Origin of the sequence: Candidatus Methanoperedens sp. BLZ2, assembly GCF_002487355.1 — an archaeon.
GTDB lineage: Archaea > Halobacteriota > Methanosarcinia > Methanosarcinales > Methanoperedenaceae > Methanoperedens.
Map to the genome: position 1 here is coordinate 16,189 of NZ_NTMG01000072.1, position 26,790 is coordinate 42,978.

General features: G+C 40.0%; 37 protein-coding genes. 27 read left to right on the forward strand and 10 right to left on the reverse strand.

Annotated features, from left to right (window positions below):
* Position 1: 1 nt before the first annotated feature.
* From CL181_RS15345 to CL181_RS15355, 4 genes are all read left to right on the forward strand, one after another.
* On the forward strand, positions 2-1,435 hold the full coding sequence (locus CL181_RS15345; protein ID WP_097300199.1) for a (Fe-S)-binding protein: 1,434 nt from the start codon (positions 2-4) through the stop codon (positions 1,433-1,435).
* Between the two features lie 83 nt (positions 1,436-1,518).
* Entirely contained in the window at positions 1,519-2,016 is a 498-nt protein-coding gene (locus CL181_RS15350; protein WP_097300200.1) for a hypothetical protein, read from the forward strand.
* A gap of 46 nt (positions 2,017-2,062) precedes the next feature.
* The gene (locus CL181_RS20575) at positions 2,063-2,224 is read left to right on the forward strand and encodes a hypothetical protein (RefSeq protein WP_176505259.1); all 162 of its coding nucleotides are present in this window, start codon (positions 2,063-2,065) and stop codon (positions 2,222-2,224) included.
* Positions 2,182-2,682: a hypothetical protein gene (locus tag CL181_RS15355; protein ID WP_255251600.1), complete on the forward strand. Its 501-nt coding sequence runs from the start codon at positions 2,182-2,184 to the stop codon at positions 2,680-2,682. The genes CL181_RS20575 and CL181_RS15355 overlap by 43 nt, the downstream gene beginning before the upstream one ends.
* On the opposite strand, the gene CL181_RS15360 is transcribed toward CL181_RS15355, so the two are convergent.
* On the reverse strand, positions 2,679-3,020 hold the full coding sequence (locus CL181_RS15360) for a thioredoxin family protein (RefSeq protein WP_097300202.1): 342 nt from the start codon (positions 3,018-3,020) through the stop codon (positions 2,679-2,681). The two genes, CL181_RS15355 and CL181_RS15360, sit on opposite strands and share 4 nt — an antisense overlap.
* Positions 3,021-3,055: 35 nt before the next feature.
* A complete protein-coding gene (locus CL181_RS15365) occupies positions 3,056-3,475 on the reverse strand; it encodes a hypothetical protein (RefSeq protein ID WP_097300203.1) in 420 nt (139 codons plus the stop codon).
* A 495-nt stretch (positions 3,476-3,970) separates the two neighbouring features.
* On the opposite strand from CL181_RS15365, the gene CL181_RS15370 reads away from it, so the two are divergent.
* The 5 genes from CL181_RS15370 (at position 3,971) to CL181_RS19845 (ending at position 9,315) form a co-directional block, all read left to right on the forward strand.
* Positions 3,971-5,047, forward strand: coding sequence for a DegT/DnrJ/EryC1/StrS aminotransferase family protein (locus CL181_RS15370; RefSeq protein WP_097300204.1), 1,077 nt, complete (start codon positions 3,971-3,973; stop codon positions 5,045-5,047).
* Positions 5,044-6,102, forward strand: coding sequence for a hypothetical protein (locus CL181_RS15375; protein WP_097300205.1), 1,059 nt, complete (start codon positions 5,044-5,046; stop codon positions 6,100-6,102). The genes CL181_RS15370 and CL181_RS15375 overlap by 4 nt, the downstream gene beginning before the upstream one ends.
* A gap of 43 nt (positions 6,103-6,145) precedes the next feature.
* Entirely contained in the window at positions 6,146-7,585 is a 1,440-nt protein-coding gene (locus tag CL181_RS15380; RefSeq protein ID WP_097300206.1) for a lipopolysaccharide biosynthesis protein, read from the forward strand.
* A 21-nt stretch (positions 7,586-7,606) separates the two neighbouring features.
* Entirely contained in the window at positions 7,607-8,641 is a 1,035-nt protein-coding gene (locus tag CL181_RS15385; protein ID WP_217993194.1) for a glycosyltransferase, read from the forward strand.
* 299 nt (positions 8,642-8,940) lie between these two features.
* Positions 8,941-9,315, forward strand: a complete 375-nt coding sequence (locus CL181_RS19845) for a hypothetical protein (RefSeq protein ID WP_141398941.1) — start codon at positions 8,941-8,943, stop codon at positions 9,313-9,315.
* Positions 9,316-9,388: 73 nt separating this feature from the next.
* On the opposite strand, the gene CL181_RS15390 is transcribed toward CL181_RS19845, so the two are convergent.
* A complete protein-coding gene (locus CL181_RS15390; RefSeq protein WP_097300207.1) occupies positions 9,389-10,417 on the reverse strand; it encodes a mechanosensitive ion channel family protein in 1,029 nt (342 codons plus the stop codon).
* Positions 10,418-10,506: 89 nt separating this feature from the next.
* Between CL181_RS15390 and CL181_RS15395 the strand changes: the two genes are divergently transcribed.
* From CL181_RS15395 to CL181_RS15435, 11 genes are all read left to right on the forward strand, one after another.
* The gene (locus tag CL181_RS15395; protein ID WP_176505260.1) at positions 10,507-11,379 is read left to right on the forward strand and encodes an FKBP-type peptidyl-prolyl cis-trans isomerase; all 873 of its coding nucleotides are present in this window, start codon (positions 10,507-10,509) and stop codon (positions 11,377-11,379) included.
* A gap of 1 nt (position 11,380) precedes the next feature.
* Positions 11,381-11,743 (forward strand): OB-fold nucleic acid binding domain-containing protein, encoded by a 363-nt coding sequence (locus CL181_RS15400; RefSeq protein ID WP_097300209.1) that lies wholly within the window; start codon positions 11,381-11,383, stop codon positions 11,741-11,743.
* A gap of 44 nt (positions 11,744-11,787) precedes the next feature.
* Positions 11,788-12,741 carry an ATP-binding cassette domain-containing protein gene (locus CL181_RS15405; RefSeq protein WP_097300210.1) on the forward strand — a complete coding sequence of 318 codons (954 nt, stop codon included), beginning with the start codon at positions 11,788-11,790 and terminating at the stop codon, positions 12,739-12,741.
* Complete coding sequence (locus CL181_RS15410; protein ID WP_097300211.1) at positions 12,738-13,484, forward strand: ABC transporter permease; 747 nt, start codon at positions 12,738-12,740, stop codon at positions 13,482-13,484. The genes CL181_RS15405 and CL181_RS15410 overlap by 4 nt, the downstream gene beginning before the upstream one ends.
* Positions 13,485-13,711: 227 nt before the next feature.
* Positions 13,712-13,876: a hypothetical protein gene (locus CL181_RS20580; RefSeq protein WP_176505261.1), complete on the forward strand. Its 165-nt coding sequence runs from the start codon at positions 13,712-13,714 to the stop codon at positions 13,874-13,876.
* A 66-nt stretch (positions 13,877-13,942) separates the two neighbouring features.
* On the forward strand, positions 13,943-14,419 hold the full coding sequence (locus CL181_RS15415) for a hypothetical protein (protein ID WP_097300212.1): 477 nt from the start codon (positions 13,943-13,945) through the stop codon (positions 14,417-14,419).
* Positions 14,420-14,601: 182 nt separating this feature from the next.
* The gene (locus CL181_RS21225) at positions 14,602-14,736 is read left to right on the forward strand and encodes a hypothetical protein (protein ID WP_255251601.1); all 135 of its coding nucleotides are present in this window, start codon (positions 14,602-14,604) and stop codon (positions 14,734-14,736) included.
* 35 nt (positions 14,737-14,771) lie between these two features.
* Positions 14,772-15,284 (forward strand): amino acid-binding protein, encoded by a 513-nt coding sequence (locus CL181_RS15420; protein WP_097300213.1) that lies wholly within the window; start codon positions 14,772-14,774, stop codon positions 15,282-15,284.
* The gene (locus tag CL181_RS15425) at positions 15,281-16,273 is read left to right on the forward strand and encodes a homoserine dehydrogenase (RefSeq protein ID WP_097300214.1); all 993 of its coding nucleotides are present in this window, start codon (positions 15,281-15,283) and stop codon (positions 16,271-16,273) included. The genes CL181_RS15420 and CL181_RS15425 overlap by 4 nt, the downstream gene beginning before the upstream one ends.
* On the forward strand, positions 16,270-17,262 hold the full coding sequence (locus CL181_RS15430; RefSeq protein ID WP_097300215.1) for a class I SAM-dependent methyltransferase family protein: 993 nt from the start codon (positions 16,270-16,272) through the stop codon (positions 17,260-17,262). Before CL181_RS15425 ends, CL181_RS15430 begins: the two co-directional genes overlap by 4 nt.
* 56 nt (positions 17,263-17,318) lie before the next feature.
* A complete protein-coding gene (locus CL181_RS15435; RefSeq protein ID WP_097300216.1) occupies positions 17,319-17,756 on the forward strand; it encodes a pyridoxamine 5'-phosphate oxidase family protein in 438 nt (145 codons plus the stop codon).
* Here CL181_RS15435 and CL181_RS15440 read toward each other — a convergent pair.
* The 5 genes from CL181_RS15440 to CL181_RS15450 form a co-directional block, all read right to left on the reverse strand.
* The gene (locus tag CL181_RS15440) at positions 17,746-18,531 is read right to left on the reverse strand and encodes a DUF166 domain-containing protein (protein ID WP_097300217.1); all 786 of its coding nucleotides are present in this window, start codon (positions 18,529-18,531) and stop codon (positions 17,746-17,748) included. The two genes, CL181_RS15435 and CL181_RS15440, sit on opposite strands and share 11 nt — an antisense overlap.
* A gap of 12 nt (positions 18,532-18,543) precedes the next feature.
* Positions 18,544-19,056 (reverse strand): DUF3106 domain-containing protein, encoded by a 513-nt coding sequence (locus CL181_RS15445; RefSeq protein ID WP_097300218.1) that lies wholly within the window; start codon positions 19,054-19,056, stop codon positions 18,544-18,546.
* 155 nt (positions 19,057-19,211) lie between these two features.
* A complete protein-coding gene (locus CL181_RS20585) occupies positions 19,212-19,349 on the reverse strand; it encodes a DUF5371 family protein (protein ID WP_176505262.1) in 138 nt (45 codons plus the stop codon).
* 156 nt (positions 19,350-19,505) lie between these two features.
* Positions 19,506-19,643, reverse strand: coding sequence for a hypothetical protein (locus CL181_RS20590; protein ID WP_176505263.1), 138 nt, complete (start codon positions 19,641-19,643; stop codon positions 19,506-19,508).
* Between the two features lie 118 nt (positions 19,644-19,761).
* The gene (locus CL181_RS15450) at positions 19,762-20,499 is read right to left on the reverse strand and encodes an SIMPL domain-containing protein (protein WP_097300219.1); all 738 of its coding nucleotides are present in this window, start codon (positions 20,497-20,499) and stop codon (positions 19,762-19,764) included.
* A gap of 127 nt (positions 20,500-20,626) precedes the next feature.
* On the opposite strand from CL181_RS15450, the gene CL181_RS15455 reads away from it, so the two are divergent.
* The 5 genes from CL181_RS15455 (at position 20,627) to CL181_RS15475 (ending at position 25,254) form a co-directional block, all read left to right on the forward strand.
* On the forward strand, positions 20,627-20,893 hold the full coding sequence (locus CL181_RS15455; protein WP_097300220.1) for a hypothetical protein: 267 nt from the start codon (positions 20,627-20,629) through the stop codon (positions 20,891-20,893).
* A gap of 228 nt (positions 20,894-21,121) precedes the next feature.
* A complete protein-coding gene (locus CL181_RS15460) occupies positions 21,122-22,249 on the forward strand; it encodes an acyltransferase family protein (RefSeq protein ID WP_097300221.1) in 1,128 nt (375 codons plus the stop codon).
* A 608-nt stretch (positions 22,250-22,857) separates the two neighbouring features.
* Positions 22,858-24,027 carry a hypothetical protein gene (locus CL181_RS15465; RefSeq protein WP_097300222.1) on the forward strand — a complete coding sequence of 390 codons (1,170 nt, stop codon included), beginning with the start codon at positions 22,858-22,860 and terminating at the stop codon, positions 24,025-24,027.
* Positions 24,028-24,245: 218 nt separating this feature from the next.
* Positions 24,246-24,473 (forward strand): DUF2769 domain-containing protein, encoded by a 228-nt coding sequence (locus CL181_RS15470; protein ID WP_097300223.1) that lies wholly within the window; start codon positions 24,246-24,248, stop codon positions 24,471-24,473.
* Positions 24,460-25,254: an NAD(P)H-dependent oxidoreductase gene (locus CL181_RS15475; protein WP_217993195.1), complete on the forward strand. Its 795-nt coding sequence runs from the start codon at positions 24,460-24,462 to the stop codon at positions 25,252-25,254. Before CL181_RS15470 ends, CL181_RS15475 begins: the two co-directional genes overlap by 14 nt.
* 71 nt (positions 25,255-25,325) lie before the next feature.
* Here the strand turns inward: CL181_RS15475 and CL181_RS15480 are convergent, their stop codons facing one another.
* Positions 25,326-25,775 carry a PIN domain-containing protein gene (locus CL181_RS15480; RefSeq protein ID WP_097300224.1) on the reverse strand — a complete coding sequence of 150 codons (450 nt, stop codon included), beginning with the start codon at positions 25,773-25,775 and terminating at the stop codon, positions 25,326-25,328.
* On the reverse strand, positions 25,762-26,031 hold the full coding sequence (locus tag CL181_RS15485) for an AbrB/MazE/SpoVT family DNA-binding domain-containing protein (protein ID WP_097300225.1): 270 nt from the start codon (positions 26,029-26,031) through the stop codon (positions 25,762-25,764). Before CL181_RS15485 ends, CL181_RS15480 begins: the two co-directional genes overlap by 14 nt.
* Positions 26,032-26,198: 167 nt before the next feature.
* Between CL181_RS15485 and CL181_RS15490 the strand changes: the two genes are divergently transcribed.
* Both CL181_RS15490 and CL181_RS15495 read left to right on the forward strand, forming a co-directional pair.
* Positions 26,199-26,402: a hypothetical protein gene (locus CL181_RS15490; protein WP_097300226.1), complete on the forward strand. Its 204-nt coding sequence runs from the start codon at positions 26,199-26,201 to the stop codon at positions 26,400-26,402.
* Complete coding sequence (locus tag CL181_RS15495; RefSeq protein ID WP_097300227.1) at positions 26,399-26,773, forward strand: type II toxin-antitoxin system VapC family toxin; 375 nt, start codon at positions 26,399-26,401, stop codon at positions 26,771-26,773. The genes CL181_RS15490 and CL181_RS15495 overlap by 4 nt, the downstream gene beginning before the upstream one ends.
* Positions 26,774-26,790 lie beyond the last annotated feature (17 nt).

Consider the following 26,790-nt stretch of genomic DNA (forward strand, 5'->3'; position numbering starts at 1 on the left):
ATTGGCTAAAGAGAAACCTTCATTAAATACGGTAAATTTCACCGCAGCCCAGTTGATGGAATTTGACGCATGCACGCGGTGCGGCGAGTGTGTAAAGTACTGCCCGACCTACGATGCAAGGGATAAGAACCAGGACATAGAACCAAGAGATAAGATCCTGCGATGGCGGAGTTTTATGAACAAATGTTATGGTCTGAAAGCAAGGCTTTTCGGGCCGGAAAAAATTCCCCCTGAGGAAATCAAGAAGTTCACAGATGACCTGTATAATTGTACCACATGCGGTATGTGCGGAACAGTATGTCCGGCCGGTATCAATACGATCGAACTCTGGGAATCCACAAGAGCAAACCTTGTAAAATACGGAACCGGTCCTTTTGGCAAGCAGAGCCTTTTCCCGAAGCTCATCGAAGAAGGGCATAATCCATACATGAAGCAGCAAAAAGACCGCCTTGCATGGATGACACCTGATATCAAGATAGCAGATAAATCCGACATTGCATATTTCATAGGATGCACAGCAGGATACAACCAGCAGGTTCTGGGCGTCAGCACTGCCAGGATATTGAATAAGCTCAATGTACCGTTCATGGTCCTTGGAGAAGATGAATGGTGCTGCAGTTCGGCCCTTATAAGGACAGGCCAGCAGCATATAAATGATACCCCGAAGAAAGCCGCTATCCACAATGTTGAAGCACTGAAAGCAAGAGGTGCAAAGAGAGTCATATTTGCCTGCGCCGGATGTTTCAGGGCGGCAAAGATCGACTGGCCGCGTGCTTATGGAAAAGCGCTGCCGTTTGAAGCGATCCATATGTCCCAGTTCCTAGCAGAGCAAGTTGAGGCCGGGAAGATAAAGTGGGAAAAGAGCCTTAACAAGACCGTCACTTACCATGACCCATGCCACCTTGGAAGACATGTTGGTGTGTTCGAAGAGCCCAGGAAAGTCCTAAAAAGCATGCCTGGCATCAAACTTGTGGAAATGAAACGAAACCGCAAGGAACAGAGATGCTGCGGCGCAGGCGGAGGCGTAAAAGCAGGTATCCCCGACCTTGCACTCGGCGTGGCAAAAGCACGTGTCACTGACGCAAAAGAAACAGGCGCGCAAGCTTTGATAAGCACATGCCCTTTTTGCAGGCGAAACCTTCTTGACGGCAGGAATGAACTTAAACTTGACATGAGCGTGGACGACCTTGTAGTTCTCACAGCTAATCTGATGGGTCTGAGCACCGATGTCAAACCACCCGCACCGGGCGCTCCAATGGAATCCATAAGCGACCTTTTCAGGACGCAGACGATCCCGCCCAAACCCCCGGCTGAACCGAAGAAGGAAGTTCCAAAACCTGCGGAAGCACCGGTGGCAGCACCGGCTCCGAAGGCGGAATCGCCCAAAGCTCCGGCAAAGGAAGAGCCAAAGGCTGCACCAGTCAGTAAGAAGTAGGTTTTACCTGCTTTTTTTCTTTTCTTCTTTTTTATTCATCAAAATCCTTTAATCATTGGACATATATTTCTTAATGAATTACCATGAACCTGACAGACCTCTTAACAGCCCATAAAGAATCCTTCAAAGAGAAATTTATCGAAGCGCTGGCAAAAAAGAATTCAATGACAGCTGATGAGGTAAGGGTCGATTTCAAGTCTTTTATTGAACAATTTGCAGGTGAAAAGTACAATGAGGTTTCACAGGTTGTCAAAAGGATAAATGAAATAGAAATCCCTGTTTTCCTGAATATCAGGCGTGACAGGATGAGAGAGGATAAATGCAAGATATGTGAAGGCAATGAGCCAAATATACTTGAAATCAAAGAAAAATACGGAAACAGGATAGAGATATTTGAAGTGATCGAGGATAGGCCGGAAGGTTTACTCTACCAGATAATCTTTTACGAAGAAGCGGAAGAGAAGAAGCTTCCCTTAACTGCAATAATCAATCGGGGAGAATTAATAAAATTCTGGGCAGGAAAAACAGTGGATGCAGCGGTTTATGAGCGCTATATCAACAAATATCTTGCAAAAAGTTAATATAAGAACAGGATTAAACATGTATAAAATTAGGAGGTGAAAAAGCATGTGCAGTGTCGGTGATGCGTTCAATGTTGAGGTCCAGCAGTTAAATGCAAAATTCTATAAGTGCAATGATTGCAAAAACGAGTTCAGAGGTGTCGGGAAAAAAGTGATGTGCCCGTCATGCCAGTCAAGAAATACCAGTCTTATGTTCCCGGAAGAATGATCCCTTTAAATACTCAGGAATTGCTCCTTGTCCGGGGAAAAGAAGGGACACTCGGAATAGTCAAAGTAGGAGAAAATAAACAATTCTTCCTGGAAACTGATAAAGAAGAAATAATACTTGCTCTTGAACCCGAGGATTTGCTCGTAGCATCGGGTTTTGGGACCGATGACACCATAATAAAAGGTTTGAAATGCATTCTTTTTATGATACGCGAGGTGGGGTCGCCTTTTATTGCCCTTTCTAAAAAGCATCCGGCATCAAAGCGCTTAAAGATCGTTGTTTCTGCTGGTGACAGGACGCGGGTAAGTTGCAGCATAACACCGGGAACACATCCTGAACAGGACGTCTTATGCGGCTCCGGTGAGTTTGATGGCGTGGAGATATCAGGAGTTAAAGGCGGGGTTGAGTTTAAGAATCTAAAAAATGGGAATTTTGAGAAAATCCAGTTTGATATCTAACTTTTCAATGCCTTTCGCAATGCTTCGACAGATGGCGGCGCTCCAACAAAAGCGCATTTGTGATCAATGAATACTGTTGGAACAGCCTTAACACCATAAAGCGCAGCTTTAGCAAAACCCTGCGGTGTACCTGTTGAAATCTCAAATGCCTGTACACCCTGGGTCTGTGAAGCAACTTCCTTTGCCATCGCAACAGCGGTGGGGCAGTGGGGACATGTTGGGGATGTGAATACTTCAATCACGATCTGACGTTTTGGGGTTACAGCGTCATGCTGGCGCTTCATCAATTCATCGAGTTTCTTCTTTTTTATCTGTGCAAGTTCATCATCTTCGGACATATTTTTCCTCGTTATATTTTACTTTACTTAAGCATTTACCCTTTCCTTCTATTGACCAATGAGATCCCTGTTATAATACTTATTAAGCCGGCAGATAATCCAAATATTAAAGAAAATATTATAATTGTTCCTCCAATAATTATGCTAAATACTGATGAAAAATTAAAAATATAGATCAAAAGCATGAACGGAAATAAGATAAATTCCGCCCCAAGTCCCATAAAAGTCCAGCCGAGTATCTTTTTCTCATCATGAAGCCGGTTTAATTTTTTAAAAATAAGAGGCATTGCAACAATTAGTGGAAAAATAAAAACCAGGATCAGAATAAGTTTTTGAACAGAAATTGAGAAATAGGACATCGGGAATGCGGTTAGAAGAACAAGAAGAATGATCAGTCCTGATGTTAATACAACCGCGCATCCTGCTGTGAGTATTGATTTTCGTGTTAAATCCATTTCAATCTTTCTTAATGTTATGTTTTGTCCATATTTTTTGACATTTTTTTAATAGGTGTAATTAGTTCTAATTCAACACTTATAGAGGATTTTCATTTGTCATGTTAGGTATATTGATAATTAACATTATGAAACTAATCCTACATTCTTGATAAAAGAAAAAATTTTGTAGGTCTTTTCAAATCATGTTGGTAGGTGTGCAAATTTTCAAAATTTGTTCTTTATTTTCAGGGGCATATTTGGCAGACCATCTTCCAAATAAGAATTTGCTTATCTTTTTATAAATATAATTATAAAGCTGGTGAGATATATTATTAAAGTATGGGTTTATATATTAATATCAATAATATGTCTAACTACAGAGATGTGTGATAAGACATAAAAACCTTCAGGCAAGGTGAGATTTAGATAATAGATGTAAATATTATAATTGAGAAGTAGGGGAAAAAATCGAAATACTGATTGAATATTTTTGTTCTGTATACATGAGGAATTATGATCAATGTTACTAAAGCCTATTTGCCCAACAAAGCTAAATATAAGGCTTACATCGACAGTATTTATGAATCTGGCTGGCTCACCAATAACGGCGACTTGCTTAAAGAGCTTGAAGTGCGTCTGCAAGCGCATCTGGGTGTAAAACACCTAATTCTCGTTGCTAATGGCAGTCTTGCGCTGCAACTCGCCTACAAAGCGCTTGATCTTAAAGGAGAAGTGATTACCACACCGTTCAGTTTTGTCGCTACCACCAGCACCCTGGTATGGGAAGGGCTAAAACCCGTATTTGCGGACATAAATCCCAGGAGCTTCAACCTTGATCCTGTACAAATAGAACAGCACATTACCCCGCACACCAGTGCTATCGTGCCCGTGCATGTATTTTGCAACCCCTGTGATATTGAGGCTATTCAGCACATCGCCCAAAAGCACAACCTCAAAGTTGTCTATGACGGCGCACATGCGTTTGGTGTCAACTACAAAGGCCAAAGCGTCTTTAATTACGGCGACATCTCTATACTCAGCTTCCACGCCACCAAACTCTTTCATACCATTGAAGGTGGCGCAGTCATCACCAACGATGATGAACTGGCCAAAAAAATCCGCCTGTTCATCAACTTTGGTATTACCGGACCTATAACAATCGAAGGCCTCGGCACCAATGCCAAAATGAACGAATTTGAAGCCGCCATGGGTTTGTGCGTGCTCGATGAAATCGAAACCATCAGCGCACAAAGAAAACACATCTGGCAAACTTACCAAACACAGCTTGAAGGTTTGGTAGAATTTCAAGCGTTACACTCCCACGCCAATAACAACTACGGCTACATGCCCGTGTTATTAAAAAGCGAAGCCCAGTTGCTCAAAGTGCAAATAGCCCTTAATGATAATGGCATTTTTCCACGGCGTTACTATTACCCCAGCCTGGACATGCTCGACTACCTGCAAACCGACCAGGTCTGCGCCAACTCCCGTGACATCGCTAGCCGCATTCTCTGTTTGCCGATTTATCCAGGTCTCACTAAGGAAAAGCAAACTGAAATTACAAATATAATTATTGAGTCAACTAAATGAGAACTGCACTCATATTTTCTGGTTACAATCAGCGTGCAGTTATAGCACTATGTAGATATTTTAAGAGCATTGATCAGCAGTTTGTTATTGTGTCTTCTGGGGTTGAAGATCTTATTTACTTAACTGATTATAAAAATAATGTAATTCTAGAGCGGACGGATAAAACTTTAACTAGAGAATTATTTTTTAAAATTTCAAGTCTGTATGACGATGAGCTTGTTTATTGTCCAACGTCTGAATTCTTGAATATGTTTGTACTTGAAAATGTTGATTCGTTTCAAAAAAGAGGCATAGCCTCTGGCATGCCGCCAAAAGAGCCATACGAAAAAATTACGAGCAAGTGGTCAAGCCAGGAATTATTCAAAGATTTGGATTATATCAAAATAATAGAAACAGTTGAATTAGACAAAGCACAGGTTCCCTGTGTTATCAAGCCATACAAAAATGTAATTCTAAATCGAGTCCTTTATCCGTTTATTTGCTATAGCCAGGATTTCCTCAAAGAAGTCAAAGAAAAAATTAACAGGAATGAATATTTTGGTCAAAGATTTATATGTGGTCAAAGTTATTATTTTTGTGCGTACTTATCTAGAAATGGTAGCTTTGAAGGATATTGGCAAGAAAATATTCTTCAGCAGCCTGATGGTAAATCGATTGTTTTGGCTAAAGCCTGTAATAATCCAGGCTTAAATGAGGACGCGTTGATGAATATAATATACAAAGCCGGCTACTTTGGTCCATTAATGATTGAGTTTATCTTAGAGCATGATAATTTTTATTATATAGAAATTAATCCACGTTTTTGGGGCCCACTTCAATTAGCTAATGATGTAAATCCACAAATTTTAGATGCTTATTTAGAGGAATGGTTTGGGAGAAGTGTTACAAGCATTAAAACAAACGCAAGTGGATATTATGCCTGGAATCATGGAGCACAATGTCAAAACCTTAAAAAGTATCCGGCAATAAATAAATTAAGAAATGTCAAGCGTTTACTTTTTGAAAATGATGTCTATTCAAAGCGCGACACAATTAACCTTTCTCAAAAATATTGAGGAGAAAATTAAAAATTCACTAAGAACAAACCATGCCTGAACAATGAGCCTTGCTAATAAAACCACCACTGGAATCCTTTGGAACTTCACTGAACAGATGAGTACGCGCGGTATCGGGATCGTTATTAGCCTGCTGTTGGCGCGTTTTTTAGTTCCTGCAGATTTTGGTTTAGTGGCGATGATGGAAATCTTTATCGCCGTGGCTGGCACTTTGATGGATTCAGGCTTCAAGCAAGCACTTATTCGTAAGCAAGGCGCAAGTCAGGATGATTTCAATACCGTGTTTTACACCAACCTGGCATTGGGTTGTTTGGCTTATCTGTTGTTGTTCAGCGCTGCGCCGTTTATCGCAGATTTTTACGAAGAAAAAAGGCTGACCGGTCTGATTCGCGTTGCAGGGATTGCGATTCTTATCGGTTCGTTTCAGGTAGTGCAAAGTGCCATTCTCAATCGTACTTTAAACTTTAAGGTCCAGCTGAAAGCGACCGTACCAGCTAGCGTTGTTTCAGGCTTTATCGCCGTCTTGCTTGCATATATCGGCTGGGGCGTATGGGCACTGGTTGCGAAAATGCTGATCTCAGCATTTTTGGTCACGGTGTTTATATGGAGCATGAAACTTTGGCAGCCCACGCTTACCTTTAGCCGCCAATCTCTGAATGACATGTTCGGTTTTGGCTCCAAGTTGTTCTTATCGGGTTTGCTCGATACCGTGTTTAAGAATATGTATGTGGTGGTGATTGCAAAAATATTTAGTGCCACTGTTGCAGGATATTACTTTTTTGCTAATAATATCAAGAACTTGATCATTGATCAGCTCGTCAGTTCCATATCAACGGTCACCTATCCCGCGTTGGCGACCATGCAACACGACAATGTGATCTTAAAAGCAGGGTATCGCAAAGTCATCCAAATGACCACTTTCTTGTTGTTTCCCGCGATGGTGTTTATGGCGGCCCTGGCCGAACCTCTTTTTCGTTTGATACTGCACGAACGATGGCTTCCGGCGGTGCCATATTTACAGTTGATGTGCATCGCAGGGTTGTTGTACCCCTTACATTCAATTAATTTGAATATTCTTAAAGTCAAAGGCCGTTCTGATCTGTTTTTGAATCTGGAAATTCTCAAAAAGATCAGCAGTGTGTTGATTCTGTTTGTCAGCGTACAGTACGGCGTGATCGGAATTTTGATCGGACAGATTATCGGATCTGTGCTGGCCTACCTGCCCAACAGCTATTTCTCTAATGAGCTTATTGGCTATTCGGTGCGTGAACAAATCGGTGATTTTCTCCCGGGCCTGGTGTTGTCGGGTGCAATTGCAGTGATGGTGTATGTTGCCGTGTCGGTGTCCACCTTGCCCGCCTTGGCGGAATTAATCGTGTTTGGCATCGCGGCGACTATGCTGTATTTACTGGGTGCTCGTGCGTTGAAACTGCAAGCCTTTACCATGACTTTACAAATGGTCAAAGAACGTATAAATGTATAAATAAATAATGAAGGAATCAATATGCAAAACCTAAGATCTGAAAAAGAGATTATGCAGGCATGGAACCCGGCGGATAAACCGCTGGTTAGCGTAATATGTATTACGTTTAATCACGAACACTATATCGAGAAAACTATTCAGGGTTTTTTGATTCAGGAAACGGATTTCCCTTTTGAGATTATCATTCATGATGATGCTTCAACAGACAAAACATCCGAAATTGTGCGTGAATATGCTACTAATAAATACCCTAAAATAATTAGACCAATATTTCAAAATGAGAACCAATATTCTCAAGGCAAAAAACCAAGATCTATAGTAGAGCCACAATGCAAAGGAAAATATATCGCTGTTTGTGAAGGTGACGATTTCTGGACTGATAAAAAAAAGCTACAAATACAGGTGGATTTTCTAGAAGCAAATCAAGATTATGTAATATCGGGTCATGATGCATTTATTATCGACGAAGATGGAAATCATATTAAGGATTCTAAACTACCAAACAGATATAAGCGTGATTATTCAAGCGAAGAGTTGATTATGGATGAGGCATGGATTTTAACCCTATCTTGGGTATATCGTAATCTGATTAACAATTATGCCCCGGAACGCAACATGGTCAAAAATGGCGATAACTTTTTTATATCAATTATTGGCCATTATGGCAAAAGCAAGTACCACCCTGAGATAAAACCCGCATGCTATCGTGTCCATTCCGGAGGAGTGTGGTCGAAACTTTCCGATAAAGACAAGAGAGACTCGAAAATCAACACCTGGTTTTGGATGTATCGCTATTATACTCGCATAGGAGAAGAAAAATATGCCATGCACTTTTGGTTCAAGTATTTGGCGAATGTCGTTACCCGGGCGCCAAGCAGCGTACTGCTAAAAGAGTTGCTCATCAGGTGGTTGCCATTGAAAAAATTATACTCTTTTACAAAGAGGATTTTGGCAAAGATTAACCTAAAGAAATTGGATTTATTGATTTTTTGGTGCATGCTTGTGATTAACTTGATTGCTGTTAGATCAAGCGTGATAAGGCTTGTGGATTATTAAAGAAAATCTCAAAAACAAAGCCAGGGATTTTGTGATTTTATTCAGCCGTAAATCTTTATTACCCCACGAAATAAAAATCCTCCCTTTTCACTTTCGGCTTTATTCCATATTAGCCAAGGTGCGCCGCACAAACGCGGACGCGCTTATGAATATCCTCAGAAATCCCTAATAACTTAACGGCATTTGAACGCAATCGTTTAATATGATGGGTGATGAGCGCCGCACTAAGCACGCCTCCCAATGGGTTCGGGCACTGCCCGAATCCGCCTGCGGGCGGACGGCGTACTTAATGCGGGAGGTTGGGCGACAGTCCTGCGCCGGACAGTCGCGGTTTGAGACTTCCTATTATTTTCTGGTTTGAAAACCACAGAGAGCACAGAGAACACAGAGAAAAATGGCAACGCTCTGTGCTCTCTGAGTGCTCTGTGGTTGATTACCTATACAAATATTCCTTTTTCCTACAGGGGATGCGCAAAACAAATACCGCCCTTCCGTTCACGCAAAAAGAAATCCGTCGCCTGCCTTTTATCAAATGCGGTGCGCCCAAGGTTTGCCCTGCGGGAATGTTTGACCGCCTGCGGGCGGAATCGGGTAATACGAATGTTTCGAAAAAGATATTACATATGGGCAAGTCGTTTAAGCAACTTGTCGTTATAGTTCATACTGGCATCTAAAAGATTATTATCTTCATCAGTAAGTGCTCTACCCTTATTCTCCTCCTTATGAATCTTTTTCTCAGTCATATTATCATTCTTTCTTAATATGCACATCCATCTGGTTAAAGGGTATCTCTATGCCTTTATCTTTAAATCGGATGAACATCTCCCTTAAAACATGGTCAATGATGGGATGCCTGTCATCATAATGCCTGACCCAGACGATCAGTTCGAAGTTCTGGGACGACGAAGCATATTCAATAAAGCGGACAGAAGCCTCAGGTTCTTTCAGGATAAGCGGCGTTTTATCTGCAATTTCAAGAAGGATTTTCTCCACTTGTTCTGGATCTGTACCATATGCAACACTAACAGGTATTTTTACTCTTACCGAAGCATCAGGCACTGCATAATTAATTATCTGCTCATTGATCACTTTGGAGTTGGGAATTGTGATAATTGTATTATTAAGTGTTTTTATATTTGTATATCTGGGCTTTATTTCGTAGACATCACCATAGACCCCACCCATTTCTACCCTGTCCCCCACTTTGTAAAGATGGTCAAGGGTAATGGTGACGCCTCCGAACACATTTGAAAGCAGGTTCTGGGCTGCAAGCGCGATAGCCAGGCCCAGAATCCCCATGCCTGTGATGAACGCTGTTATATTATATCCGATATTCAACAGGGCGGTCATAATACCAAACAGCCAGATAATATAAGTTGCTGACATATCTGCAAGAGCCACGAGCCTGTAATCTATGCTTCCTTCTGTCTTTGCTGAAATATTATAGCCATATTCCTTGATGATCTTCTTTGCCAGCGATGCTACGACCCATGTTACAAAAATAGTGATAATGAAGCGCCTGTATATGTAATCCTTGTCAAATGTATTTATCAGGCCTGCCAGATAGGGAGTCTGGTGGATGGCATAATAAATACCTGCAACAATAACAAGTATGTAAAGCGGTCTTCCAATAGAATGAAGAATAATATCATCAAGTTTTGTATTCGTCTTTTCAACTCTTTTTTGCAGGACCTTTATTATAACACTTATTGCAGCAGCTATTATTAGACTGGCACTCAATATTATTAAAGGCATAAATAATGACGGAATTTCCATATTGATTTCCTGGATGAACAGTTAAAATATGTTCCCCAGAATAATCACAAATTACTTATATGTTATCATCACTCTGGATGAGCGATATCATGAAAAAATTATTAATTCTAATATTAGCAGCTGCAATATTATTCAGTGGCTGCGTGGATAACACAGTACAAACAGTAAAAAAGGGGGATAATATTTCCGTTGATTATGTTGGCAGTTTCGAGGACGGGAAAGTTTTTGATACTTCTAATGAAAGTGTGGCTATGGCTAACGATTTATTTACTCCCGGTGCGACTTATGAGCCGCTGAATTTCACTGTAGGAAAGAGACAGGTCATAGAAGGATTTGATGATGGAGTTATCGGAATGAAAAAGGGAGAGACCAGAAAATTAACGATCCCGCCGGAAAAAGCTTATCCGATAGATCCAAGACAAATCCATGCAAGTCCAATAGTATTGGAGGTCCCGGTAAATAATACCGTTAATAAAGGAGAGGTACTTCCCTTAGCTCAATTTGAGCAATACTTCGGTGAAAATCACACTGCTGGCGAATCCGTACAAATTCCGAATACAAACATCAATATAACAATCAATAATGTCACGTCTGAAGAAGTGTCATTTACCTATGACTTTAAATTGGGATCCAATGTATGGGATGCAAGAGCGCCATGGAATGAAACCGTAATAAAAATTGACGAAAAAAATGTTACATTAAGATCAAATGTTACGAAAAACCAGGTTATTCAGGAGCCTGGTTATCCTTTTACCACGACAGTTATTGATGTAGGTGATAAGAATATCACTTTAAAACGTAACCCGGTTCCTGATACGACAGTGCCACTTCCTGACAGGTTCGGCCAGATGATCCCCACAAAGATCAGTTTTAATGAGACATCTGTAATTTTTGACCAGAACCCTGAAGTTGCAGGAAAAACCCTTATCTTTAATGTAACATTGATATCGATAGATAAATGAGATGATGCAAAAAGAAGAAAAAATAGTGATTGTACTGCTGATAATGGCAGTCCTTTCACTTATTATCGGTTATTTTGGTTTTATTCCGCAGGTTGCCGCATATTCAGAGGATTCCAAGATAGGGGAGAAAATATATGTAGAAGGGACTATCCTTTCAAAACAGATGACAGCAAAAGGGGATAACCTGATCCTCTCAATTTCAAATCTCAACATCAAAGTATTCATTTCAAAAGACAATGGGGCAAAAGAAGTGTATGATAATTTGAAAACCGGTGACAAAGTACGCATTAATGGTAAAGTCGCGCAATATAAGAATGTCCGGGAGATCGTAGTTGAAAACGCAAGTGACATAACAAACCTGTAATCCGGGCAATCAATTTTTTAGTATGTAAAACCATATTAACTGGTATGGTCATTAAAACCGAGGCTCTCACCAAAACATTCGGTAAAATAACCGCTGTTAACGAACTGAACCTCGAAGTAAATGAGGGGGAGATATTCGGGCTTCTTGGCCCCAACGGCGCGGGGAAAACAACTCTTATTTCAATGCTGTGCACTATTTTAAAACCCACATCAGGAAGAGCCTGGGTCAATGGTTTTGATATAGTCAAAGAACAGGGAAAGGTGAGAAAATCAATAGGCATAGTATTTCAGCAGGCAAGCGTTGACGACCTCCTGACCGGCCGGGAAAATCTCGCCCTTCATAATCTCCTTTTTGAAGTCCCAAAAGCTGTAAGGTCGCAGCGTATTGATGAAGTCCTGTCTATCGTGAACCTTGAAAAAAGGGCTGATGACTTTGTAAATACTTATTCAGGCGGGATGCGCAGGCGCCTGGAACTTGCCCGCGGGATAATGCACCATCCCAAAATCCTTTTCCTTGATGAGCCTACACTTGGTCTTGATCCCCAGACAAGAGATCACATATGGGATTATATAAAAGACCTTGCGCAAAAGGAATGCATGACGATCTTACTTACAACTCATTATATGGACGAAGCAGAACAGCTTTGCGACAGGGTTGCGATCATCGATTATGGAAAGATTGTCGCGTTAGATTCACCTGTTGCCCTGAAGAAAAAGATAATAGGGGATGTGGTCAGTCTCAAACAAAAAACATCTGATATCGAAAGAATCAGGAAACTTGATTATGTCATTAAAGTTGAGGAGAAAGAAGGTGTGCTTCTTATTTCCATAAAGGACGCAGGCAAACATCTCCAGGATTTGCTTTTAAACACTGGTCCTATTGATTTTGTGGAGGTAAGAAGAGGTACTCTAAATGATGTGTTCTTGCATTATACAGGCAGGGATATCCGTGAAGCTGAGGCAGAAGGCGGTTTCTGGGAAAGGGTGATGAAAAGATGAGCGAGATAGAAGGTATATATGCAGTCTGGCTTCGGGAAGCAAAAATCTATATTCGTGAGAAAGAAAGGCTTATTTCTTCGGTCATTTCGCCGCTTCTCTGGATATTCGGATTCGGGGCAGGCCTTGGCTCAACAGTCGAAAAGATCAGCGGATATCCGTATCAGATATTTATCTATCCAGGGATAATGGTCATGACAGTATTGTTCACTTCGCTTTTTTATGGAGTGTACATTATCTGGGACAGGAAACTTGATTTCTTAAAGGAAGTGCTTGTTGCGCCAATATCAAGGGCAAGCGTATTTGCTGGAAAGATGCTGGGCGGGGCAACTGATGCAATGGTACAGGTGGTATATCTCATAATTATAGGATTTTTTATAAGTATTCCCTTCACCCCTCTTGTGATCCTCGAAGCGTTCCTGATGCTTCTCCTTATCTCAATAGCGATGGTAAGCATCGGTCTTGTGATAGGAGCGAACCTGAAAAGCCCCGAGGGTTTCAGCCTTGTTATAAACTTTGTAATGTGGCCAATGTTCTTCTTCAGCGGCGCACTTTTCCCTGTGAGCAATCTTGCGCCCTGGCTTTCTGCTGTCACTTATATCAATCCGCTGACCTACGGAGTGGATGCCATGCGCGGTATCATTCTGGGGATAAACCATTTTCCAATCCTGCTGGATGCCGGAGTGTTGGTGTTGTTTGCGGCTATCATGATGGAGATCGGTATCCTGAGTTTCAGGAGAATGTGATATTTTTTGCATAAAATCGGAATTTAATGCTCATTTTCTAACCGGATATTTAATATAATACAATATATTATTAGATAGGTCTGAGGTCGAATAGATATGAATAATGAGACACAAAATGATGAAGAGAGAAGATGCAGACGGCTATGTCCGGATTGCCCGATGAGAACTAAGAATGATCTGATGAACGAAATAAGTTCGGATCATTGTTAACCTGGCAGGGTGAGAGTATGAAACATACTATCGGGGATGCTGTAAAATTCAGACTTGAATCAGGCGAAGTACAGGAAGGAAATATACAATTTATTGAAAAGGGGAATTCTGAAGAAATATATTATATAAACAGCTCCAACAGATGGGCTTATAAAATATCCGGGAAAAAAATAATCTCATAAATTATAAATCCAGACAGTTTCGATGTGGGGTAACGAATTTATATTATAAATACATGAAATGCCAGCATGGGAACTAAAAATGGATCTGGAAATGCACAAATTCTTGCTTTGGCTGGTGGAATTGTATCTATAATAAGTGTCTTTTTACCATGGTACAGCGCAAAAGCAAGCATGTTTGGCGTGGCGTCAAGCATATCTGTAAATGGTCTTGGCTCTATCAGTGGAAACGGGCTTCTGCTTGGGCTGTGGAGAGAAAATGCAACCTGGGAATTCCAGGGACTGGGTGTTCTTGCCCTGGGGATCGTCAGCATAGCGGTTGCTGTATTACTCCGGGAAAAAATCCGGAGTATGGCGATGTTCATATGCGGCATCCTGATAATCGGTGGCTGGGCAGTAAATATTAGAAGCATCTGGGAATTCTCCGGTGAGTTTATGGACGCATCCATGCAATCAGGTGCGGGTTACGGCCTGTATATAGTTGCACTTGCAGGCGCCATGGTTGCAGCCGGAGGATTGCTTGCATGGAGAGACGTTACAGAATGATATCTTTTCATCTGGCAAGCAAAATCATTTAAACCTTGACATCATAATGAATTATTTAGTGGTATTGGAGTGAGCTGACAGGTGGTGTTAGCTTGGTATTTCTGGAATACAGGAAACGGGAGTTGTCTAAATTTCCTGTATACTAAAATGCATCCAAACATAAATTAAAAGGAGAATGCAGCATGGAAATAATCGAAGTCAAATGCAAGAATTGCAGCAAAGAAATATATATAAACCGTGAACAAGTCAGGGATAAAATGTTCTGTACGCTGGGGTGTATGGATTCCTATAAAGTTCCTCATCAACAAAAAGACTAAAAAAACTTATTAATTACCTGTGCATACTTGGGGACATGATCGTTTCGATGACCCTGGAGCTTAAGGATATTCCCGGACAACTGGTGCTGGCGCTCTCGCCAATATCGGAATTCCAGGGGAATATCATGAGCGTAGTCCACCAGCATGACGAGAAAACACCACGCGGGACAATACCGGTACAGATAACATTTGAGATAGAACACAGCGTATTGAACAAGCTTATTGACCGGCTTGAAAAAAGCGGTGTAAAAGTAGCAAGGGTCGGGGAAGAAAGACTGAGGTCAACGGTTTCTGTTATTCTCATCGGGCATATCGTTCATTCTGATATGGGGGATACTATTGATAAAATTGATTCAACAGGATTTGCCGAAGTTGTGGATATGTCGCTTTCAATGCCAGCTATTGAAAAAACCTCATCAGCTTATCTTGTGATCAATGCAATTGGTGAAAAAGAATTGGGCAAGGCACTTGATATAATGAGAGAAGTTGCAGGTAAGAAAGACCTTCTTTTGATAGAGCCTATCCGCTTGAATTCGGTGGGATCATGAGAATAGTCAATATTTCTATCATCGGATTTGGCGCAGTAGGCCAGGGTGTCGCACGTTCCATTTTGTCAAAGCAGGAATACCTTAAAAAAGAAGGAATTGACCTTCGCGTTGTGGGGATATCCGATTCAAAAGGCAGTGAAATAAATACCACAGGAATTGATCTTAAGAGCGCACTTTTAAGAAAAAAACAAAAAGGCTCAGTTGGTTCGAATAATGCACTTGATATCATTGGCGATGTGGAACATGACATTGTTGTTGAAGCTACTCCTACAAATATAAATAATGGGGAACCCGGACTCAGTAATATGCGCCTGGCATTCAAATCTGGAAAACATGTTGTAACATCTAATAAAGGGCCTTTAGCATTGCATTTTAACGAATTGAAAGAGGCAGCAGAGGATAACGGGCTTTTCTTCAGGTACGAAGCAACTGTAGGTGGAGCAGTCCCGATCTTTAACCTTGTTCATGAAACCCTCGCAGGAAACACTGTCTTTGGAATGGAAGGAATCTTAAACGGCACATGTAATTACATCCTGACGAGGATGTCCGAAGAAAGAATGCCGTATGATCTTGTTCTTAAGGAAGCGCAGGAACTGGGGATAGCTGAAACCGACCCTGCATATGATGTTGAAGGTATTGACTCTGCGATCAAGCTTGTAATAATTGCAAACTCCATTTTCGGGCTTGATTCTACTTACAAAGATGTTGATGTTACGGGCATCACAAAAATAACGCCTGAAGCGCTTGAACTGGCTAACAGGAATAATTACGTCGTCAAACTCATCTGTGAGGCACGGGAAGGAAAACTCACAGTAGCACCGCGGCTTGTTCCGAAGCGCCATCCCCTTGCAGTAGGAGGGACGTTGAACGTAGCATCAATATTAACAGATCTTGCAGGAAGGATCACTATCAGCGGCAGGGGTGCTGGTTCGATTGAAACAGCAAGCTCGATCCTTAGCGATATCCTGTATATTGTCCGAAATTCATGAGAGCTGTCCGCGTAAGTGCAGGGGAATCAGAATCAGTCCGCCAAAAACTACTTTCCGGGTCGGCTCTTGATAAGACCAGGAAGTTAGTGAAAAAGAATGGTTTTATTGAGATTCCGGTTACCGGATCTTTTAATTCAGATGAATTTACTTTTGTTTTGCAGGAGAAAGCCCGGTATTATTCAAAGGAAAAAACAATCAGCAGTATCCTTAATATTCCTGAAAGTGAGAAAAAATTATTGCCACGGGGATGGCAGATCCTTGGGGAAATAATAATTGTAACGCTTAATGAAAATCTGGAGCATCGAAAAAAAGAGATAGGGGAAGCACTACTCTCACTTTATCCCGGATGTAAAACAGTGCTTCTTGACAGGGGCATACGCGGCCGGATGAGAGAACCTGACCGCGAGATCATAGCCGGGAGTCGTACTGAAACGATCCATAAAGAAAACGGTTGCTTTTTCAAGCTTGATGCCATGCGGGTTATGTTCTCGCAGGGAAATCTTGCTGAAAAAAAACGAATGAGCAAACTGGGAAAGGATGAAACTGTCGTTGATATGTTCGCAGGGATCGGATATTTTTCAATACCAATGGCTGTTCACTCAAAACCCAGAAAAATAATTTCCATTGAAATAAATCCTGTTTCGTTTGTTTATTTGAAGGAAAATATAACCCTCAACAAGGCAGGAAATATCATTGAACCCATAGCAGGGGACTGCGCAAGAGTAACTCCCTGCGGAATAGCAGACCGTGTTATTATGGGATATCTGGATGGCCATGAATATCTCCAGCAAGGGATCAGCGCCCTGTCACCTGGTGGTACCCTGCATTATCATGAGGCTGTGCCGGAGGCTATCGAGCAGCGTCCAGTGGAGAGGATACTGGAAGTTTCTAAAGAGCATGGAAGAAGTGCGCAGATAATCGGGTTGCACAGGATCAAGAAATATGCGCCAGGGGTCTGGCATGTGGTTGTGGATGCGAGGGTGGATTAGTTATAGTATCCATAACTGATTTATATATTCAAATCAATCAAGTGGCGGTGGAAATTATGGATTTAAAAGACTATATTGAATTTGCAAATAAAAATCCGGCATGTTATCTTGCGACCGCAGACAGTGACCAGCCCAGAGTAAGGGGGTTCCTGATGTGGTATGCTGATGAAAGCGGATTTTATTTCCATACAGGAACTCCGAAGAATGTATGCAAACAATTACAGAAGAATCCAAAAATTGAAGTTTGCTTTATGGCCCCATCCCAGGACCCGGCGAAAATGAAAATGATGAGGTTAGCGGGAAAAGTAGAGTTTCTTGATGATCTCAAGCTCAAGGCGAGATTACTTGAGGAGAGACCTTTCTTGAAAGCTATTGGAACAGGAAAGCCTGATGACCCGATGCTTGCAGTATTTAAAATATATGCCGGGGAAGCACATTTCTGGACGATGGAAAGCAACATGAGGGAGTCAGAAATCGAGAAGATCAAGTTTTAGAAGTATTTTCCCTTAACTTATCTTTATTTTCAATGGATAGGGCATCATGAACTGCTTCCCTGATAATATATCCTGCTTTATGCAGGATCGTATCTTTGAGTTCAGCATCTCTTTCCATCCCCGCAGTGCAGGGATATGCATGATGCGCACCTGATATGACCTCATCGAGTTTGCTATCCACCGGAGTGTTCTTAAGTTTCTGTGCTACGTAATAAGCGCACCCGCATGGCTGGCTGCTCAGGATTTGTACGGATACAATATTGTTATTCTTGACCCCGATCTTAAATCCGGGAAAGCCAATTCTAAATTGCTCTATAAAATTGTCAATTAAGGGATCATCACCTTTCTTAAGGGAGCAGAATGGTTTTGGAGCAGCAAATACAATTCCGGCTTTTTCGCATTTCTCTTTTAACTGGTTCCTTAATCCTGGCGACAGCCAATTCGGTTCTTCAATGGGAGCTATTATCAAACGTGTTCCGGCATCCTTTGCCATGGCGGGAAGTTCGGTGATAATATCAGGATGAAGATTTATTGCTAACAATACATCGTTTTCCAGAAGAACAGGAGGCAGATACTTTTTTGGCTCTTCAATATAACCAGGCAGACCCGGAGGTTGTGTATACATCCCGATAATGTTTTTTGAAAAATCAAGACTTTTATCGTCCCTGCAAAAAATGCACAATTTATCACAGGAGATACAGAAATTCCTGTAATTTAACAGGTTCCCTATTATGCGTTCCCCAAATTTGCCATTATATGCTACAAATATTCGCATAATGTAACCGCATTATTCAAGCATCTTCTCAAACATCCTCCTGACCATCATTCGTTTCAATATGAAATAATCCTGGGTAGCCGCCATCACAGCCTGTTTTTCCATCATCTTCCTGTCATGGGTCCATCCAGCCATTACTTTTTTCAGGGTTCCCATTAAAACATCTTTTTTTTGTTCAGGTAAACTTGTGATGATATCTGTTCTTGATTTTACGATCTTTATTCTGTCTTCCTCAGGAAGTTCTGCAATTGAATCGAGCATATCGCTTATTGCTGTCATTCTCTTATCTTCCGGCATGCTTGCGAATTGCTCCATGCGTGCGCTCAATATCCTGCGCCGTTCTTCGTCCGGTTTTAATGCAAGCATGTGTACGGCTTCCATCATCTGATTGATTTTCTCAGCCTTCATCTTGTACTCCTGGCATACAGGACACTTTTCAAGATGTTCATCCAGTGATGCTATATCTTTGCCCGAACACTCTTCGCATGCTTTTGCCAACTTTTCTAATTCTTCCCTCTGACTCATAAAAAAATTCACCAATCAAAAATAGGCATTTTCTCAGATATATAGTTACTTGAGAGTTTTACACGATCAATTTATATGCTATAATTTAAGTCGCAAAAACCATCTTCAATGAATTTTGTGTATTAGCAGCATCAATGCTGATTCATATATTAATCTTATTCAGCCAGTTCGCATTTTAAATAATGGTAGATTGCCTTGGCAATAGCATCTTTTACTGAAGACTCCCCGGACTTCACTTTCAAAGCGATCACATCTTCCTGGGGTAGTACTGACTGAATATGGACATATCTCATATTTATCTCCTGAAATTAAATATATGATTATTATTTATTTATATTTAGAGTTCACATGAATATAAAGGAAGGTGTGAAGTTTGGAACATCGGGTCAAAAATTGATCGCAACTATCTTAATCCGGAATGAAAATTATTTACGATTGAATTAATGATTTTACTTTACGAGGCAAGTATAATCAAAAGGTTCAAATGTTCTTGTCCATCGGGTTTTGTCTACTGGTTTATATTTCGGATTTCTTCCTTTACCTAATGTCTGGAAGATCTTATCTTCTGTAATTTCAAGAATGTTCATCAATAATAAAAATGTATTTAATTGCTTATATAGGTGCCATAATATTTTAATGCTCAAAATAATTGTTATTATTATGAAGTTACTTTTATGGTCTTGACCAGACCCTTTTCATGATTGGTTACTCAATTATATATGTCACCTGGACAGTTAACGAAACTTTTGTCTCTCCGGGCTTGATTGGTGTAGCAACTTTTTCTTGCGCGATTGATACTTCCCTAAAAAATGGTTGAACGATCCCGCCATCACTTATGGAAGATGTCTTCACACCGACTATCCTGACATCCAGCTTTTTAGCAAGATCATTGGCCTTTGATGATGCATTCGATACCGCTTCTGTCAGCAACTCATCCTGAAGTTCCTTTTGTTTTTCATCGGATACGGAAAATGATATTCCTCCAATTTGATTGGATCCCATAGCTGCAGATCTGTCAATGATATCGCTCAGTCTGTCTAACATCCTTGTTGTAACCTGTATATTATTGGAGGCAGAGTAAGCTTCTATAGTTTGTGCACCATTATTCTTGTAAACAGGCTGGATGGAAAGAAAGGACGTTTGAATGTCTTTATCCTCCAGTCCGAGATTCTTGAGTTCATTAATTACCGCATTCATTGAGACTGCATTCTTATCCGATGCTTCTTTTGCAGTTTGTGCCTGAACAACAACACCAATACTCAATGAAGTAGTATCAGGGGCTACATTTTTATCCGCTGAGCCTGAGATAACGAGGGTGTGCTCCTCTTTTTGCACGGATATGGCCGCAGGTCTTGCAAATAGTAAAACTGCCATTAATACTATAGCTATAGAAAGAACAAAAAGGACTGAATATAATTTATTGCTGGATATTTCCTGTGTCATTTTCCCACTACTCTTAAATATCAACTTGTTTCATCATAAATCTTAGCATGGAAAGCATAAATGATCTTTTGTGCGCTCTATTCAAAGTAGAAAAGTATTTTTAGTATAAAAAGAAACATATCTACCTATGACTACCACAATCAAAGTTTCAGATGAGACAAAACAGCTTCTTGATATGCTACAGGCAAAGATGACCCTTACATTTCGCAGGAAGAAAACTCTTACTGAGCTTCTTGACACAATAGTAAGACTTGCCTTAAAGCATGAGAACGAACTCCTTGAGACTGAGAAATTACCACCCCTTGAGAAAGACCCTGCAATGAAGAAGCCTATCGATTGGGGAGTAAATACAGATGCCAGCAAAATAGATGAATATATTTATACTGAGACTTGAAAGAGTTTAATATAGAGAAATACTTTGGTTTTGACTCGCATTTTAATGGAATAGTTGAATCTCTCCTTAAAAACCATAATAACTATTAAGGTTTCATTAATAAGGGTAAAAGGACAAACAGTAATTGGCAGAAACCCATCTGACAAGTCACTAAACCGATATATACAGTGCTTAGAAGTAGCTGATGCGCATGCCGTTAAGTTCTATCATTACAGGGAGAATCCGATAATGGGCAACATTGAAAGGCATTACGATATTGATTGGTTAAGGGTACTGGCAATGCTTATGATTTTTCTTTTTCATTGTGCAAGATTTTTCAATTACGAAGATTGGCATGTAAAGAACAACCAGCTGGATTTTGGCATGAGCGTATTTGTTGAAATAGTGAGCCAGTGGATCATGCCTCTTTTCTTCATACTTTCTGCAATAAGCGTATACTATGCCCTGGATTACAGGAACAACCGGTTATTTATTAATGAAAAGTTCAAGAGACTTGTGATACCACTGGTATTTGGCATATTCGTAGTCGTGCCGCCACAGGTTTACATTGAGCGAGTGAGCCATTCACAGTTTGCAGGATCGTTTTTCCGGTTCTTTCCTCATTACTTTGATGGCCTATACGGCTTTGGTGGAAACTTTGCCTGGATGGGGCTGCACCTGTGGTATCTGGAAATTCTATTCATCTTCTCATTGCTTACATTACCAATTTTCCGCTACCTTAGAAAAGAGACAATGCAAAATTTAATCTCCAGTATGGCTATTTCTTTCAAAAAGCCTGGAATCATATTTTTGCTTGCTCTCCCCATCTTTTTCATGGAGCTTTTTGTCAATCTTCAGCCGGACGGCATTGGTATAAGAGATTTTGGCGGCTGGAGTCCATTGACGTATCTGATCTTCTTTTCCCTGGGCTACCTGATCGCATCAGATATGCAATTCAGGGCGAGCATTGAGAGGCACAGGAAGATCGCGCTGCTGCTCGGTGTACTTACAACAATATCCGGATTTTTCTTTCTTGAAGCAGGTTACTCCTCCCGCGCATACTTTTTTTCGTTCCTGCGTGCATTCAATTCATGGTTCTGGCTGGTCGCAATACTTGGCTTCGGGAGCAAATACCTTAATTTCAACAACGCCTTACTGAAATATTCGAATGAAGCTGTTTTGCCATTCTATATATTGCATCAAACAATAATCGTCGTAATTGGTTTTTATATCGCCAGTTGGGATGTCGGTGTTATTATGAAATATCTCATATTAAGTACGGCATCATTTGCCTTGATCATTGCCCTGTATGATCTTGTGATCAAAAGAGTCAAAGTCCTGCGATTTCTGTTTGGAATGAAACCGCGTGTTCTTTAGTTTCACTTATTCGACAGGAAGCATATTTTGGAGGTAAAACATATTGAAATCTTGTTTAAAAAAAAAGAACAACCAACTCGTAAGAACTGATACGAACTCCAGAGTTCGTTCGTGTTCGTTTGTGTTCGTTGTTGATTTGGATCTTTTAGAAATTCGATGAATTCAATGCCTCCGATGCTGTTCTTACCTGTGGGTACAATGGATTACTGGCAGGCGTGGATATACTACGGCGAACCCTTATTGTGATTAATAATCTTGAAAAACCAATAATAGACTTTATAACCATAAAATAAATCGTTAAATACGTTTAAAACCAAAAAAAACCTATTAAACTATCGATAACCTTATCAAATTTGCAGTTATATTAACATTTGTGATGGTTATATTCATAACTTACGACACAACTGACCTCAACATTGAGACCTCCACATTCTCTCAATAAATTATGCCGAAGTAAACACCACACGGCATCAAATCCTGAGCTTCAGGCAAAGTTGAGTCATTCAATTAAATCAAATATTATATCTATTAAAAAATACCGCGATGTATATTGAATCGACAATAAATGAACCAAAAATATATATATCATTTCATATAACATTCTTACTATGACTTACAAAAAATCGATATTCAAAGACCTGTTTGAAAAACGCAGGAGTTTAGCTGTCAAAATAGGGCTGACCGGTATTATCTTCTTGCTTTTTTCTTTACTTGCAAAGGAATTGATCCCTGTTTCACAGCCAACTGGTATTTTACATATCCTGAATGTTATTATTGAGCTTTTTGGCAAAGTGGGTGAAGCCTTTATACTTTCTGGTTTTGTTGTTTTTGTCCTGGAAGAACATCCTCTTACAATGATGGTTAAAGATGTGTCAAAATCCATCATAGATGAAATAATAGACAGGCATTTTACGAGGAATGAATTGATAGGATTTATTTTAAAAGGAACACGGAATTTAAATAAATATGAACAAGTAGATGATGAAATATATTCTTTGTATGAAAAACATGGTTTGCTCGAATTGTCCGAAGAACCCAGAACGTCCAATCTTTCAATAATCTTCAAGAAAGAAGGTGAAGTGGAAGGTGAAAATGATAAGATCATCCTGAGCAGGATATATGATTATATGGTAAAAAATGAGGCAAAAGAAGGGAGTGCTTCAAAATTGATAAACAGGGATGGTCTTGTTGCATTTTTCGATTTTGCTGTCCAGGGATTAACAACCGGGGAAGAGGGGGAGGAAGAGATCCTGAAGAATATTCACAAATACCAGGATATTTCCTTCAAATTTTCTACTTCATTTGAAATAAGCGGGTACATGTGCAATAAAAATCTTACGCCTCTTGAGCCAGTTTACATAAGGAGAGATGATTTTGATCTTGAAAATTGCAGACCGCATAATTCAAAAAATGAAATGGAGATCAAGCCCAGACTATTCGTTGTTTATGATATAATAAGCCAGAGCGATGGGAATAAGATCATGAAATTGAATGCATATTTTAATATCGAGATCCCTCCAAAAGAGTTCATCGAGCTTTTTTTTGAAGTAAAAGGAATTGTGCCTGTTTTTGATCTATGGACTTATGAATTCATTTCATATACAAAGGGAGCAACATTTGAATTGCAGCTGGGGGATGATTTTGAGACAAAGATCGAGGAAGTCCTTATCGGCGTTCCAAATCCTCCGATCAAATCGAATTCCAAATTGAAATATAATGGCTGGATCATGCCCCATTCATCAATATCAGGAACCTGGAGAAGGAAGCTTGATTGTTAAATCGACTGGCAGAATACCGTTTAAGGCCACTCAAACACTCAAAATTTCATCCCTCCGGGAATCAGTCATAAGATTGGTGAGCAGGATTTTAGGAATTTCATGTTCAGGTTAATGAAATATAATGTTTTGCAGGAGTGCTATTTTATTATTTATTAAACCGAATAGCTAAATACATTAAAATGCAATAAAATCAATATATTGCGGTTTAGGAGTTTAATATGGAAAAAAAAGAAGCCATTAAGTTATGCCTATGCAGGATATGTCCCACATATATCGAATGCAAAGAAGAAATAGCATTTTGTCTTTCAACGACCGGAAAAAGTAAATGTATTAAAGAGGAAAAAGGATGTTTGTGTCCGGGCTGCCAGGTTCACGAAATAATGGGATTTAAAAATGTTTACTATTGTATCCGCGGAAACGAAAAGGATCAACTTGCAAAAAAGTAAAGAATGGAAATGCAGTGTATGTGGTTATATTCATAGGGGAAATGAGCCTCCGGAAGAATGCCCACAATGCAGCAGTTCTTCCAAAGAATATTCGGAACTAAAGGATAAACAAAAACTTAAGTTCGATGGAGAAAAATTTGATGTATTATTGATCAATGGAAGTTCCCACAGATCTCACAATACCGGTGTTTTGGTGGAAACGGCAGAACAGACCCTTAATAGAAAAGGCATTAGTTCCAGGCGGTTTAATTTGAACGAGCTGGATATCCAGCACTGCTGGTGCTGCTACAGTATGAGGGATTCAGCATGCACATACCCATGCAGGAACCAGCTTGATGATGTGCCAGCACTCCATGAAATGGTAGTTAATTCCAGGGCAGTGATTGTCGCTTCCCCCATAAATTGGAATAATATGTCTGCGCGATTAAAGGATTTCCTGGACAGGCTTACATGCCTTCAAAATCTTTACTTACTGAAAAAAGAAGGCTTAACTACCGGAAAAGTTGTTGGGATTTTGGTCAACGGTCATGAAGATGGAGGAATGAAAACTGCAATGGATATTTTTCTTTACTTCCAGCAAATGGGTTTTATTCTGGCGCCATTTGGTTTTGCATATAGGACCCATGGATCACAATATAATGCAAAAACTGACAATGATTTTTTCAAAGATGACGAAATACTGAAAACGGAAATCGAAGGCATTGTTATCAATGTTATTGAAACGATGAACCAGGATTTAGAGACTAAACTGAAAGATAAGATAGTTCCTGTTAGCGAATAGCTATTCCATCCTTATAATGCCCGTATCAGGATCTGATTTTTTAAGGAACCCCAGGTTAATCAAAATTAATATCAATTCCCGCTGTCCTTCCTTTTTTTGCCCAGATCGCCCAATTTCCTCAAAGCCTCTTCCGGCGTAATACTTTCGATATACTCCATTGCATCCTTTCTCAATACATTATCTTCAGTCACCAGGATAGCCGATTCTTCCACAGCCCCGGCAAGGATCGGAATATCACTCCTATCCCTGATATTGAATCCTGAAAACTCTTTTTTTGGAACATTCCCCCTTACAGTGCAGCATTCCAGAATATATTCAACAGCATAATTTGTTTTTTCCTGTGAAATTTGCAGCACTTTCAATGTTCTTCGTGTCTCTTTTATGATGAATTCATTCACATACAGAGAGATAACTTTCTTCCTGCCGGATTCAAGCAGTACCCATGCCTTTTTATTTCGTCCAGTTACAGCAGAAACAACAACGGTTGTATCAATAAAAAATTTCAATTCAATATTCTTCATCGTACACTTTTTTACGTTCTTTTTTCACAGTTTCCACTATCTCTTTTATGCTGATTTTCTTATTATCAGCTTCTTCCCATATCGCTTTTATCTTAGGAGGAACTATTGAGGTCTCAGATGGCATGATTTTTATCCCATCATTTGTATCAGAATATCTCACAACATCGCCGATTTTAATATGATATTTGATCCTCAGCTTCTTAGGTATGGTTATAGTTCCTGCTTTTGTTACTTTTCCAAATAGAACTTTTTCCATCAATTGATTCACCTTATTTTAAGATAATCGTATATTAGTATATTCTTATTTTAAGATTTTGCTTATTGAACCTCGATCCTGTTCATCTCCAGACTGTGATCCGGTTTTTCAAAACATGAACCATAAATCTTATGTTGATGTAGATGATATCATACATGCAGGTGTTAATGATGACAGAATATGTCCGAACTACAATTAAATTAAGAGAAGATGTTTATCAAACCCTTAAGGAAGCCGGAGCTAAAAATATATCAGAAAAAATAAATGAAATTTTGGTCAAAACGCTTTTCAAAGAAAAGAAAAGCCTTTTCGGGACAATGCAAAAAACCGATCTATCAGACCTCAGGGACCATGAGGATCGATTGGAATGATGCTGGATTCTTTCGCATGGATGGAATATTTCATGGGGACCCCAAAGGGTGAAAAAGTCCAAAAATTAGTCGATGATGATTCGCAATTATACACTTCCCCGATAATAATAGCAGAAATATACTCCAAATCTCTCAGAACTGATGGAAAGGCCGAAGAGAGAAATGATTTCATAATAAAACGATGTGCTGTGGTAGCATTTGATGTGAAAATCGCAGTTGAGGCTGCAAAAATACATGCGCAGAATAGAGTTAAGATCCACGATTTCGGTCTTGCTGATGCCATAATACTCGCATCAGCCCGGAGCAGGAAAACAAAAGTATTGACCGGAGACCCTCATTTTAAAAATTTCAAAGATGCTGTTATGTTGTGATCTTTAAAGAGCTGAAC